The organism is Rudaea cellulosilytica DSM 22992 (genome assembly GCF_000378125.1).
GTDB lineage: Bacteria > Pseudomonadota > Gammaproteobacteria > Xanthomonadales > Rhodanobacteraceae > Rudaea > Rudaea cellulosilytica.
In genome coordinates this window covers 255,875-268,846 of sequence record NZ_KB899244.1, presented here as the reverse complement: position 1 = coordinate 268,846, position 12,972 = coordinate 255,875, and the positions used below count along the sequence as shown (strand labels likewise).

The window sequence follows — 12,972 nt, the reverse complement described above, 5'->3', positions numbered from 1 at the left end:
GTTTCCTGCGCATTCAGCTCGCACGATGCGCGCGAGATTTGCCGCGCAACGCTTGCAAACTACTCGATTGTCCACACTTGACGTGATAGTCATACCGCGTCACCCTCACCTTGTCCGGCGCAGCGCCGAGGCGAGCAGGGCCGCGCGGACGAGCAAAGCATTCAGGAAATCCTAATGGCAAACCCCGTTTCAAATCAGCCCGTACAGCAGCATCTGTCCAACATCAACGAATTGCCGGTATTACCGCTGCGCGATGTCGTCGTCTATCCGCACATGGTGATTCCGCTGTTCGTCGGGCGCGAGAAATCGGTGCGTGCGCTGGACATGGCGATGGAAGGCGACAAGCGCATCCTGCTCGTTGCCCAACGCAGTCCGGACATCGACGATCCGCAGGCGGGCGATCTGTATTCGATCGGCACGGTCGCGACCGTGTTGCAACTGCTGAAACTGCCTGATGGCACGATCAAGGTGCTGGTCGAAGGCCTGATGCGTGCGGAAGTGTCGAGCTTCTCCGAGCGCGAAGGCATCATGACCGGTTACGCACGCGCGCTCGAGTCGATCTACACGCGCGAGCCGCGCGAGGTCGAGGTTGTTTCGCGTTCGCTCGTGTCGATGTTCGAACAGTTCGTCAAACTCAACCGCAAGATTCCGCCCGAATTGCTCGCGACCTTGTCCGGCATCGACGACACCAGTCGCCTCGCCGACACTATCGCGGGGCACCTGTCGATCCGTTTGCAGGACAAGCAGCGCGTGCTCGAAACGGCCGATGTGGCCGACCGTCTTGAAATGCTCATGGGTTTCGTCGACGGCGAAATCGATGTGCAGCAGATCGAGAAGCGCATCCGCGGCCGGGTCAAGTCGCAGATGGAGAAGAGCCAGCGCGAGTACTACCTCAACGAACAGATGAAGGCGATCCAGAAGGAACTGGGCGAAGGCGAGGACGCGCCGAACGAAGTCGAGGAACTGACCAAGAAGATCGACAAGGCCGGCATGCCGCCGCCGGTCGAGAAGAAGGCGCGCGCGGAGCTCAACAAGCTCAAGCAGATGCCGCCGATGTCGGCGGAAGCCACGGTCGTACGCAACTACATCGACTGGCTGGTCGGCGCGCCGTGGAAGAAGCGCAGCAAGGTGCGCAAGGATTTGGGCGCGGCCGAGGAAGTGCTCGATGCCGACCATTTCGGCCTGGAAAAGGTCAAGGAACGCATCGTCGAATACCTCGCCGTGCAGTCGCGCGTGAAGAAGATGAAGGGGCCGATCCTGTGCCTGGTCGGACCACCGGGCGTGGGCAAGACCTCGCTGGGCCAGTCGATCGCCAAGGCGACCGGACGCAAGTTCGTCCGCATGTCGCTCGGCGGCGTGCGCGACGAAGCCGAGATCCGCGGCCATCGCCGCACCTACATTGGCTCGATGCCGGGACGGCTGATCCAGAACCTGAACAAGGTCGGCACCAAGAATCCGCTGTTCGTGCTCGACGAGATCGACAAGATGTCGATGGACTTCCGCGGCGATCCGTCCTCGGCGTTGCTCGAAGTACTCGATCCCGAGCAGAACCACGCCTTCAACGATCACTACCTCGAGGTCGATTTCGACTTGTCCGAGGTGATGTTCATCGCCACCGCGAACTCGCTGAACATTCCGGGCCCGCTGCTCGATCGCATGGAAGTGATCCGCATCCCTGGTTATACCGAAGAAGAGAAAATCAATATCGCAGAGCGTTACCTGCTGCCGAAGCAGGTCAAGGCGAACGGCCTCAAGATCGAGGAAATCGCGGTCAAGACCGAGGCCGTGCGCGACATGATCCGCTACTACACGCGCGAATCGGGCGTGCGCAACCTCGAGCGTGAGCTCGCCAAGATCTGCCGCAAGGTGGTGACCGAGCTGACCCTCGCCGCGGACAAGGCGAAGAAGTCGGGCAAGGCGGAAAAGAAGCGCGGCAAGGTCACGGTCGACAGCAAGAACCTCGATCGCTACCTGGGCGTGCGCAAGTTCCAGTTTGGACGCAGGGAGCTGCAGAACGAAGTCGGCCTGGTCACCGGTTTGGCGTGGACTTCAGTCGGCGGCGAACTGCTCAGCATCGAAGCCTCGATCGTGCCCGGCAAGGGTCGGCTCGTGAACACGGGCCAGCTCGGCGACGTGATGAAGGAGTCGATCCAGGCGGCGCTGTCGGTCGTGCGCGCGCGCACCGATCGACTCGGTATCGAAGCGGATTTCCACCAGAAATACGACATTCACATCCATGTACCCGAAGGCGCGACGCCGAAGGACGGGCCTTCCGCGGGCATCGGCATGTGTACCGCGCTCGTGTCGGCGTTGACCAAGGTGCCGGTGCGCTCCGAGGTCGCGATGACCGGCGAGATCACGCTGCGCGGCCGCGTGCTGCCGATCGGCGGGCTCAAGGAAAAGCTGCTCGCGGCGCATCGCGGTGGCATCGAGACCGTGATCATCCCGGAGGAAAACGAGAAAGACTTGGCGGAAATTCCGAAGAACGTGACCGAGTCGCTCAAGATCAGGCCAGTGCGTTGGATCGACGAGGTGCTCGACATCGCGCTCGAACGCCCGCTGTCGCCGTTGCTGGAAAAAGTGGAAAATGCTAAAAATGTTGCATCGGAGCCCACCGTAGAAGACGCAGCCGGCTCGACGGCGGTGCGTCCTCATTGATGCATGAATGCATGCCGGTGCGATGCGCCGGCATGCAAATTACTGACCAGCATGTCAAGCCGCCTTGCACAAAATCGGCGAGTTTGCCGACACCGCGAAAATCGCTGCAGGGCGCATTGCAATTGATGTTGCGCGGGGTTGGGAGGGCTGGTATAAAGTTCGCGCCGCACTTCACGGAAAGTCCTTCCGGATGTGACTCTGAAGATGCGGGGTGACGAGGCGAGCAAGCGCGAACGCCGATGCCTGCGGATGCTTCGTATGATTTCGATTACCTAACGGCGAGCGCTCGCCAATTCCTTCCGGGAGATACATGAAATGAATAAAAGTGAATTCGTTACCGCGGTGGCCGAATCGGCCGAACTGACCAAGGCCGATGCTGGTCGTGCCATCGAAGCCGTCATCGAGGTGATCACGAAGACGTTGAAGAAGGGCGATAGCGTCGCGCTCGTCGGCTTCGGCACCTTCCTGGCGCGCAAGCGCGCCGCGCGCACCGGCCGCAACCCGCGCACGGGTGCGACGATCAAGATCAAGGCCTCGAAGAATCCGTCGTTCAAGGCTGGCAAAGCTCTGAAAGATGCTCTAAACTAAGCGGCTCGCCTGCCAAGGGGTGCTTAGCTCAGCGGTAGAGCGTCGCCCTTACAAGGCGAGGGTCGGGGGTTCGAAACCCTCAGCACCCACCAAACTCGATGCGGGTTACCACTCGTAGCGGTAAGGCAAAAAGAAAATGGAATCCGGCACGGCTCCACACCGGATTTCGACAGTTAGCGCGGAGTGGTAGTTCAGCTGGTTAGAATACCGGCCTGTCACGCCGGGGGTCGCGGGTTCGAGTCCCGTCCACTCCGCCATATATAAACGCAGGCGCCGCAAGGCGCCTTCGTTTTATCTGTATTTGTAGTTTGTGCGTTCTTGATGAGCGCACAATCCATGAAGCGGCCAGCGATGCCGCGCTTTTTCAATCAGAGCGATTTCCTCATGCTGCAGACATTGCACGACAGGTTTTCCGGTATCGCGGCGAAGATCCTCCTCGGCGTTGTTGTGATCGTATTCGGCGGATTCTTCGGCATCGAGCAATACATGAATCCGAAGACCGATACCTTCGTCGCCAAGGTGGATGGCAAGGAAATCGGCCAAGACCAATTTCGCGAGGCCTACAACCGCTATCGCTCGCAGGCGCAGCAGGCTTATGGCGCGCAGTTCGATGCCGCGGCGTTCGACAGCCCCGAGCGCAAGCGTCAGGTGCTCGATCAGTTGATCAACGAACAGCTGCTTGCGCACGCGAACGAAAAACTCGGCGTCATGGTGCCGATCACGCAGGTGCGCGAAGCAATTCAGAACATTCCGGCGTTCCAGACCGACGGCAAGTTCGACCGCAAGCTCTACAACCTGCGAGTGCAGGCGGCCGGCATGACCGAGCGGTCGTTCGAGGACGGCGTGATCAAGGATCTAGCCACGCGTCAGCTGCCCGCCGGACTCGCCCAGGTCAGCGTCGTGACCAGCGCCGAGGTCGACAGCTTCCTCAAGCTGCGCGATCAGACTCGCGACTTCGGCTATGTCAAACTCGAAAAGCCGGCCGATACGATCAAGGTCGCCGATGCGGACATCGAGAAATATTATAAGGAGCACGGCGGCGAGTTCATGACGCCGGAGAAGATTTCGCTGGCCTACGTCGAGCTCGACGCGGCCAAGATGAAGTCCGACCTGACGCCGGACGAGGCGACGCTCAAGCAGCGCTACGAAGAGCAGAAGGCGAAGTTCACCGCGCCCGAACAGCGCCAGGCCTCACATATCCTCGTCAAGGTGGAAAAGAACGCGAATGCCGACGCACAGAAGGCTGCGCTCGAGAAGGCGAAGGCGATCGAAGCAGAGATCAAGGCCGGCAAGGATTTCGCGGCGCTCGCCAAGGAAAAATCCGATGACCTCGGTTCGAAGTCGCAGGGCGGTGATCTCGGCTGGCTCGAAAAGGGGCTGACCGATCCGGCGTTCGAGAACGCATTGTGGGCGATGAAGAAGGGCGATGTTTCCGCGCCCGTGCTTTCGCCCGAGGGTTATCACGTCATCCAATTGCGCGATGTGCGCGAAGGCAAGGTCAAGCCGTTCGAGGAAGTGAAGGCCGAGCTGACCAAGCAATATCTGGAGACCGAGAACGAGCGCCGCTACAGCGATCTCGCCGGCAAGCTCGTCGACGCGCTCGGCAACGATCCCTCGCTCGCCAATGTCGCCAAGCAGTTCAACCTGCCATTGCAGAAGACCACGCTGTTCACGCGCTCCGGCGGCGAGGGCATTGCGGCCAATCCGGCGGTAACGAAGGCAGCGTTCGCGCCGGGTGTGCTCGTCGAGGGCAATACCTCGGATGCGATCACGCTCGCGCCGAACCATGTCGTGTTCGTGCATCTGGATCAACACGAAACTCCGGTGCAGAAGCCGCTTGAGCAGGTGCGCGAAGAGATTCGCGGCAGGCTCGTCACCGTGCAACTGGCCAAGCAGGCGAAAGAACAGGCCGATACTCTGTACGCGCGCCTGCAGAAGGGCGAGACGCTGGAGCAGGTCGCAGCGGTCGTGAAAGCCAAAGTCGAGCAGGAGAAGGACATCGGCCGCAACGCTGCGAATCTCGACGGCAGGCTGGTCACGGAAGTATTCAAGCTCGCGCGCCCCGTGGCGGCAGACAAGCCGACGACGGCCGAAGTTGCGCTGGCGAATGACGCCTACGCCCTTGTCGCGTTGATCGCAGTCAAGGATGCTGATCCGTCCAAGCTCGACGCGAAGTCGAAGGAAGCCGCGCGCAATCAGCTCGCCCAGGGTTACTCGAACGATGCCGTGCGTGGTTTCCTCGAGGCATTGCGCAAATCGGCTGACGTCAAGATCGCCGAAGACCGTTTGCTGCAATAAGCGGAAAAACGTTGGTGTGCTCAACGCGGATAGAGCAAATTTGTCTCTATCCGCTTTCGGTGCCGGCCGTTGAATCAGATGCCCGTCATGCCGAGCGTGTTGTAGCCGGCGTCAACATAGGTCACCTCGCCGGTGATGCCCGAAGCCAGATCTGAGCACAGGAACGCAGCGGTGTTGCCCACTTCGTCGATCGTCACGCTGCGACGCAGCGGCGCATTCTGTTCGACGTGGTCGAGCATCTTGCGGAAGTTGGCGATGCCGGCGGCGGCGAGCGTCTTGATCGGGCCGGCCGAGATCGCGTTGACGCGCGTGCCTTCCGGTCCGAGGTTGTAGGCGAGATAGCGCACCGACGCTTCGAGACTGGCCTTGGCCAGGCCCATCACGTTGTAGTTCGCCAGTGCGCGTTCGGCGCCGAGGTAGGTCAGCGTAAGGACTGCGCCGTTGCGCCCCTTCATCAGCGGCCGCGCAGCCTTGGCCAGTGCCGGCAGGCTGTAGGCGGAAATGTCGTGCGCGATGGCAAAGTTCTCGCGCGTCAGGCCATCGAGGAATTCGCCGGTCAGCGCTTCGCCCGGGGCGAAGCCGATCGAGTGGATGAGGATGTCGAAACCGTCCCAATGCTTGCCAAGATCGGTGAACAATTGCTCGATCTGCACATCGCTGGTCACATCGCAGGGCAGGACGATATTCGAGCCAAACGTCGTTGCGGCCTCTTCGACGCGCGGCTTGAGCTTGTCGTTGACGTAGGTGAAAGCCAGTTCAGCGCCTTCGCGATGCATCGCCTTCGCGATGCCCCAGGCGATCGAGCGGTTGCTGATGATGCCGGTGATCAGCGCGCGTTTGCCCTGCAGAAATCCCATTGTGCACTCCAACGATCGTTATTTCGAGCGCGCAATTCTAGCGCAAGCACACGCGGATCGAAGCGGAGTCGCGTTGCGCAGCCGGCAGCGCCGGCGAGCTAGTTCGCCGCTTCGGGTAACTGCGCGTTGAGCACGAGTTTCTGGCCGAGGCGCAGGGTGGCGTTACGCGAAAGACGGTTCCAGTGCAGCAGGTCTTCCATGCGCACGCCGTAGCGATTGGCAATATCCCACAGCGTGTCGCCGGAGCGAACGGTGCAGGTGCCTTCCTTTGCTGCTGCGGCCGGGGACGCGGTCTGGATTGCGACGGCTGCCTGGCGAGCCGCTGCCACCGGGGTCGCAGCGGCAATGAACGGAGACTCGATACCGCGTCCCGGCAGCATGAGGCGAGTGCCGGAGGGCAAGGTCGTTGCCGTCGCGCCGATGCGGTTGACCTGTGCCAACGCGACTGCATCTACGTCGTAGGCCATGCTCAACGTATCTAGGTTTTGCGGCTGTTGCAGCTTCACCTCGCGCCAGTTCTGCCAGGCATATTGCGGCAACTTGCCGAGCGTCTGTTCGATCACCGTGCGCCGCTGCGCGGGAACGAGCAGATGGAACGGGCCGCGCTCGGGCATGTGCGCCCTGAGGTAGGCGGGATTGAGACGCTGCAATTCGGCGAAGTCCATGTCGGCGAGTTTGGCGGCGAGGTGCAGGTCGAGCGGCGCAGGCAACTCGAGCAGGCTCAGCGCGTCGTCGGCATCGGGCTCGGGCAACTCGACGCGATAGCGCTCGGGCGAAGAAACGATACAGGACACCGCGAGCAGCTTGATCAGATGCTCGTAGTTGACCTGATTGAGACGCAGCGTCGCGATTTCGGTCGGGCTGATGCTGCGTCGCTTGCCGAGCGCGGCGCGGACGCTGTTTTCGCCGGCGTTGAAGGCCATGTTGGCCAGGCGCCAGTCACCGAAGCTTTCTTTGTACTGCTTGATCAGCGCCAGGGCGGTGCGACTCGACGCGGTGACGTCGAGACGACCGTCGTACTCGCTGTCGACGCGAAGGCCGTTCTCGCGCGCGGTGAACGGCATCAGCTGCCACATGCCGGCGACGCCATCGCCGCGTGCGGGGATCATCGTGTAGCTGGACTCCACCCACGGCAGGAACGCGAACTCGCCCGGTATGTCGTATTTTTCGATCTGCTCGGTGACGACGAGCAACAACGGCATCGCTTCCTTGAATGCCGCAGAGAGATGCGCTGGGCTCGATGCCATCTGTGCGGCGAACTGGCGCACGCTAGGGCTGTAGTCGCAGCCGGGCATCGCGTAGCGCGCGCGCAGGCGCGGCCACGGTGAAGCAGGCGTTGCAGGAACGACCCTGGGAATCTTCGGCTCGACGGCTGCCAAGTCTGGCGCCGCAGTCGGTTGCGGCGGCGGTGGTACCACGGCCGCATGACGCACCACCGGCGCGCTGCACGCTGCGAGCAGGATAAAGGCGCAGCCCAAGGTCGCACAGCATGCGCTGAGCGTGAGCAGCCGTCGCTCGCGCCGCCTGGCGCAGGCGTTGCTCTCAGCCTTGGATGGCATGGCCACAGATCATGCTCTGGGGGGATTCCGCTCAAATCGACCGGCGGACTATAGCAGCGAGCCAGATTAGCGCCATTAAAAAGTCATAAAGACTAAACGAAATATTAACAATTCGTTTATCCGGATTTCAGCATCGTAAATCTGTTCTAATTCGACTACTTCAGCACTGCCCAACCTGCGGCTCCATGCCGGTCGAGACGAACGATTTTTATCAAAACCCCGCGGTATGCAACCTGTTCCGACAGGAACTCGTTACCTTGGCGCCGATCCTCGCAGGCGTCTATGGCACGACGGGCTTGTTCTTGCGTGCGCACGCGACAGCGCCGGACAGTCTGCCGGCGAATCTGCTCGGCAACGTCGTCGGCCTTGCGCTCGATGCTGCGCAGACGCTTCGAGGCAGCTTGTCCTGCGCACCCGGTGAACTGCCGTTTGCGAGCGAGAGCTGCAAGCTGGTCGTCGTCCAGCATCTGTTCGAGCGCCTCGACGATCCGCGATCCTGTACGAGCGAGATCGCGCGCGTATTGGCGCCCGAGGGCGTCTTGCTCGTGCTCGGCTTCAATCCGCTGAGCCTGTGGTGGCCATGGCTGGCCGGTACGGCACGGCGTGCGCGCCTGCCGCTCAGGGTCCGCTCGGCGCAAGCCTTGGCGACGATGATCGGCGGACAGGGCGTCGACGTGCTGCAGACGCGCTATTCCGGTGCCTTTTTGCCGTGGTCGGCGCCCATGGTCGAAACAAAGGGGGCGGTTGGCTCCCCATTCGCGCGACTGCGCGCCGGTTGGCTTTTGCTCGCGCGCAAGCGCCGCAGCGCACTTACGCCTTTGCGCTTGCGCCGCGACGCGCGCGAGCTCGCGCGCAGTCCGCGTCTGGCACCGGGTGCGCACAGGGAGTGCGCGTGAGTGCTGTAGCAGTGGTTGAGGTGTTCACTGATGGCGCCTGCCTCGGCAATCCGGGCCCCGGCGGCTGGGCGGCGCTGTTGCGCTACAAGAAAACGGAAAAGTGGATAAGTGGAAATGCGGACGAAACGACGAACAACCGCATGGAACTGATGGGCGCGATCGGCGCGCTCGAGGCGCTCAAGCGCCCGTCAACGGTGCGTCTGACCACTGACTCGCAGTACGTCAAACAGGGCATCGAGTCCTGGGTGCCGCGCTGGCGCGCAAACGGCTGGCGTACCGCCGACAAGAAGCCCGTGAAGAATCAAGACCTATGGGAGCGGCTCGTTGCGGCAGCCGCGCCGCACACGGTGGAATGGCATTGGACGCGCGGGCATTCGGGTCACGAGGAAAACGAACGCGTCGATCAGCGCGCGCGCAGCGAGGCGCTGACCGCACAGGAGAACAAGTTGTGAGACAAGTGGTGCTCGACACGGAAACGACGGGTCTGGAGGTCAACAAGGGCCATCGCATCGTCGAGATCGGCTGCGTTGAACTGCTCGAGCGCCGGCCCACCGGGCGCGAATTCCACTATTACGTCAACCCGCAGCGTGCGATGGACGAAGGCGCCACAGCGGTCAGCGGCATCACCGACGATTTTCTCGTCGACAAGCCGTTGTTCGCGGACATCGCCGAGGAGTTTTTGGCTTTCATCGACGGCGCCGAATTGATCGCGCACAACGCAAGCTTCGACATGGGCTTCCTCAGCGCCGAGTTCGCGCGCTTGCCGCAACCGGTGCGTGTTGTCGAGCGCGTCAGCGTGCTCGACACTTTGTTGCTCGCGCGCGAGAAGTATCCAGGGCAGAAGAACAATCTCGACGCGCTGTGCAAACGCCTAGGTGTCGACAACAGCCATCGCGACCTGCACGGCGCGCTGCTCGACGCGCAGCTACTTGCCGACGTCTACCTCGCGATGACCGCGGGGCAAGGCGATCTCGGCCTGGGCTTGCAGAGCGAGCCGACCAAGGCGCGAGTGCGCGCGGCCGCTTCGTCGATTGTTGATGCCGTGATACGCGTACGCCGGGCCGACGTCGCGGAGTTGGCCGCGCACGCGGCGCGTCTGGCCGCGATTCAAAAAGTGAGCAAGGAAAATTGTCGCTGGCTGCGTGAATGAGTTGTTGCGGCGAGCTTGCTTGGAAGGATGTTCTTCAGCGGTTGCGTACCAGCACTGCCGTCACGTTGTCCGATCCGCCGCCATCGAGCGCGGCGAGGATCAAGTGATCCACGCACTCCTGTGCCGACAGGTCCTCGCGGGCAAGGATCGCGGAAATCTGCTTGTCATCGACTTCCTCGGTCAGTCCGTCCGAGCAGAGCAGCACCTGCATGCCGGGGCCGAACCGGCCGCGCAGTGTTTCCACGCGCAGGCTTTGCGGATCGGTGACGCCGAGGGCCTGGGTGACGACGTTGCGATGCGGATGTGTGCGCGCCTGCTCCTGGGTGATTGCGCCTTGCTTGATCAATTCCTGCACGTAGGAATGATCCTGTGAAATCTGCTTGAGCGCGCCGTCCCACAGGTAGATGCGGCTGTCGCCGACCCAGCACGCTTCATATTCCGTGCCGCTGACGTGCAAGGCGACGATCGTGGTGCCCATCGGCAGCGCTTCGGAGCGGCGGCCGGATAATTGCAGGATGTCGGCATCCGCGCTCTGCACGGCTTGAGCGAGACTGCCGCCCGAACCGACTTCGCGCACGACCGCATCGCGCGCCAGCGCGCTCGCTACCTCGCCGTGCGCGTGACCGCCCATGCCGTCGGCGACGAGCCAGAGGCCGATATCCGCGTCGGCGTAGTACGTGTCTTCGTTGTGCTCGCGGCGCAGGCCGATATGGGTGCCGTGTCCGAATTCGATCATGTGGTTTTCTTGTTTCGACCGGGTCGTGTGAATGTGCGTGCGTCCCTCATCGCAATCTGCACATTCCGGTTCGACCCGATGCCGGTATGCATAGCATGAAGGTGCGGGGCGAGTGCTGCAAGCGACGGCAGGTGACGGTGATCACCCTGGAAATGCAGGATGTGTCTCGATTGCTGTCGTTGCGGCGCGCTGCGACGGGGATCGCTCCGATTTGCGGAAGCCCAGGTCATAAAGATAAAAGAAAAGGCCCGCGCAGCGGGCCTTGGTTGGATGTCGGTGGAGGTGGGGGGAATGGCTCGGCTCATCCTGAGCCTCGCCCCTCCGCGCTGCGGGGCCAGCCGTTCGGTTGTCCAAAATCGCTCCCGGCGATTTTGTGAGCCATCTCGCTGCTGCGCAGCTCGACGGTTCGCATCCACACGACGCCACAAATAAAGAAGGGCCGCGCTAGGCGGCCCTTTTATTTGTGGTGGAGGTGGGGGGAATTGAACCCCCGTCCGAAAACACTACGTCCCTGGCTCTACATGCATAGCTCACCGTTTGATCTCATCCCGCGGCAACACGGCGTGCGAAGCGCACCGCAGGACCAGTCGGTTAAGAGTTAGCTGATGATCGACCGACGGCGATCAGCGGCGATTCCGTGATAGTGACCCTACACCGGCGAGCACGGACACAAGCGGGTTCGGGGCTACGCCTTAAGCGGCGAGAGCGTAGTTGTCGTCGTTGGCAACTAAAAGTTTGCTGCTGGATTAACGAGGAAAGCTGCCCCCTCGGCATGCACCAAGCGATTTCGTTGTCCCCGTCGAAGCCATGTCACCCCCGGGATGAAACGCTGGTCAAGTCATTATATGGGGCCGCGGCCCGGACATTCAATGAAGCGTGCGAACGGGATTCAGGCGAAGCGGTTCTTCGAGCGCATCACTTGCTGTTTCTCGCGCGCGAAGTCGCGATCTTTTTCCGCGGCGCGCTTGTCGTGATCCTGCTTGCCCTTGGCCAGGCCGAGTTCGACCTTCACCCGATTGCCTTTCCAGTACATTGCCGTCGGCACAAGCGTGTAGCCTTTGCGCTCGACCGCACCGACGAGCTTGTCGATTTCCGCGCGATTGAGCAGCAGCTTGCGCGTGCGCTTGTCCTCGGCGACGACGTGGGTCGAGGCGGAGAGCAGCGGGGGGATCGAAGCGCCGAACAGGAAGATCTCGCCATTGCGCACGATCGCATACGCTTCGACGATGCTGATGCGGCCGGCGCGCAGGCTTTTCACTTCCCAACCCTGCAGTGCGATGCCGGCCTCGTAGCGTTCGTCGATGTGGTATTCGTGCCGCGCACGCTTGTTCAGCGCGATGGTCGAATCGGTTTTCTTGTTGTCTTTGGCCATTGAATTTGTGCAGTGCTGCGCTGCATGCGCAGCCTTTACGTTCTAGAATTACCGGATGGTCGATCGAACATTGTATACATTTTTTCGCGGGGTCGCCGCGTGATCCAGATCCGCCGCAGCGCGATCGTGCGCCACAGTTGCACGCGCATGTTCGATCTGGTCAACGATGTCGAGGCGTATCCGCGCCGCTTCAACTGGTGCGCGGACGCGAAGGTGCTCGCGCTCGAGACCGAGGCACTGATCGCGCGCCTCGACCTGCGCCTCGGCGCGATGACGCAAAGCTTCACCACGCGCAACATACTGGAAACGCCGCACCGAATCGCCATGCAACTGGTCGAAGGCCCATTCCGCGCGCTGCATGGAGCATGGACCTTCACCGCACTCGGTGATGCCGGCTGCAAGATCGCGCTGGCGCTCGACTTCGACTACTCCGGCTTGATGGGCCCCGTGCTGCGCGCGGGATTCCAGAAGCTGGCCGACCGCATGGTCGATGAATTTTGCCGCGAGGCCGATCGCGCCTATGCCTGAAACGTCGCCTCCGGCACCGCCATCGACGATACGAGTCGAGGTCGTTTACGCCGATCCGCAGCGGCAGCTCGTGCGCGTGGCGACGTTGCCCGCCGGTGCAACCGTGGACGAAGCGGTCCGCATCTCGGGCATACGCGATGCGCTGCCTGCTGACTTCGAGCCGATCTTGATCGGCATCTTCGGCCGGCTCGTCACGGCGGCCGCGTTGCTGAGCGATGGCGATCGCGTCGAACTGTATCGTTCGCTGAAGATCGATCCCAAGCAGGCGCGGCGCCGCCGGGCCGAAAAACAAAAGCGGCCCGGGACGGCCGCTTTTTGATTGTCGCGATC

At 62.0% G+C, this 12,972-nt stretch carries 12 protein-coding genes, 2 tRNA genes and 1 other RNA gene; 10 read left to right on the top strand and 5 right to left on the bottom strand.

Going from position 1 to position 12,972, the window contains the following annotated elements; translation table 11 throughout:
- Positions 1-174 precede the first annotated feature (174 nt).
- The 5 genes from lon to F455_RS0117770 all read left to right on the top strand — a co-directional run bounded on the left by lon (position 175) and on the right by F455_RS0117770 (position 5,544).
- Positions 175-2,658 carry an endopeptidase La gene (gene lon / locus F455_RS0117790; protein WP_018974672.1) on the top strand — a complete coding sequence of 828 codons (2,484 nt, stop codon included), beginning with the start codon at positions 175-177 and terminating at the stop codon, positions 2,656-2,658.
- 315 nt (positions 2,659-2,973) lie between these two features.
- Positions 2,974-3,246, top strand: a complete 273-nt coding sequence (locus F455_RS0117785) for an HU family DNA-binding protein (protein WP_018974671.1) — start codon at positions 2,974-2,976, stop codon at positions 3,244-3,246.
- A gap of 17 nt (positions 3,247-3,263) precedes the next feature.
- Positions 3,264-3,338 (top strand) — tRNA-Val (locus F455_RS0117780).
- Between the two features lie 88 nt (positions 3,339-3,426).
- Positions 3,427-3,503: transfer RNA gene (locus F455_RS0117775), tRNA-Asp, on the top strand.
- A gap of 94 nt (positions 3,504-3,597) precedes the next feature.
- Complete coding sequence (locus F455_RS0117770; protein ID WP_018974670.1) at positions 3,598-5,544, top strand: SurA N-terminal domain-containing protein; 1,947 nt, start codon at positions 3,598-3,600, stop codon at positions 5,542-5,544.
- Positions 5,545-5,618: 74 nt separating this feature from the next.
- Here the strand turns inward: F455_RS0117770 and F455_RS0117765 are convergent, their stop codons facing one another.
- The gene (locus tag F455_RS0117765) at positions 5,619-6,401 is read right to left on the bottom strand and encodes an enoyl-ACP reductase FabI (RefSeq protein ID WP_018974669.1); all 783 of its coding nucleotides are present in this window, start codon (positions 6,399-6,401) and stop codon (positions 5,619-5,621) included.
- A 98-nt stretch (positions 6,402-6,499) separates the two neighbouring features.
- Entirely contained in the window at positions 6,500-7,960 is a 1,461-nt protein-coding gene (locus F455_RS0117760; RefSeq protein WP_083919017.1) for a LysM peptidoglycan-binding domain-containing protein, read from the bottom strand.
- 185 nt (positions 7,961-8,145) lie between these two features.
- Here F455_RS0117760 and F455_RS23510 point away from each other — a divergent pair, with 185 nt between their 5' ends.
- Genes F455_RS23510 through dnaQ form a run of 3 tightly spaced genes read left to right on the top strand, consistent with a single transcriptional unit; the run spans position 8,146 to position 10,006 of the window.
- Positions 8,146-8,856 carry a methyltransferase domain-containing protein gene (locus F455_RS23510; protein WP_018974667.1) on the top strand — a complete coding sequence of 237 codons (711 nt, stop codon included), beginning with the start codon at positions 8,146-8,148 and terminating at the stop codon, positions 8,854-8,856.
- Complete coding sequence (gene rnhA, locus F455_RS23505; RefSeq protein WP_018974666.1) at positions 8,847-9,308, top strand: ribonuclease HI; 462 nt, start codon at positions 8,847-8,849, stop codon at positions 9,306-9,308. Before F455_RS23510 ends, rnhA begins: the two co-directional genes overlap by 10 nt.
- The gene (gene dnaQ, locus F455_RS0117745; RefSeq protein WP_026293509.1) at positions 9,305-10,006 is read left to right on the top strand and encodes a DNA polymerase III subunit epsilon; all 702 of its coding nucleotides are present in this window, start codon (positions 9,305-9,307) and stop codon (positions 10,004-10,006) included. The genes rnhA and dnaQ overlap by 4 nt, the downstream gene beginning before the upstream one ends.
- Before the next feature lie 34 nt (positions 10,007-10,040).
- Here the strand turns inward: dnaQ and F455_RS0117740 are convergent, their stop codons facing one another.
- From F455_RS0117740 to smpB, 3 genes are all read right to left on the bottom strand, one after another.
- On the bottom strand, positions 10,041-10,742 hold the full coding sequence (locus F455_RS0117740; protein WP_018974664.1) for a PP2C family protein-serine/threonine phosphatase: 702 nt from the start codon (positions 10,740-10,742) through the stop codon (positions 10,041-10,043).
- Positions 10,743-11,206: 464 nt separating this feature from the next.
- Positions 11,207-11,560, bottom strand: a transfer-messenger RNA (tmRNA) gene (ssrA, locus tag F455_RS22715).
- Between the two features lie 71 nt (positions 11,561-11,631).
- Positions 11,632-12,114 carry an SsrA-binding protein SmpB gene (gene smpB, locus F455_RS0117735; protein WP_018974663.1) on the bottom strand — a complete coding sequence of 161 codons (483 nt, stop codon included), beginning with the start codon at positions 12,112-12,114 and terminating at the stop codon, positions 11,632-11,634.
- Positions 12,115-12,213: 99 nt separating this feature from the next.
- On the opposite strand from smpB, the gene F455_RS0117730 reads away from it, so the two are divergent.
- A complete protein-coding gene (locus F455_RS0117730; protein WP_018974662.1) occupies positions 12,214-12,642 on the top strand; it encodes a type II toxin-antitoxin system RatA family toxin in 429 nt (142 codons plus the stop codon).
- On the top strand, positions 12,635-12,961 hold the full coding sequence (locus tag F455_RS0117725; RefSeq protein ID WP_018974661.1) for an RnfH family protein: 327 nt from the start codon (positions 12,635-12,637) through the stop codon (positions 12,959-12,961). Before F455_RS0117730 ends, F455_RS0117725 begins: the two co-directional genes overlap by 8 nt.
- Positions 12,962-12,972 lie beyond the last annotated feature (11 nt).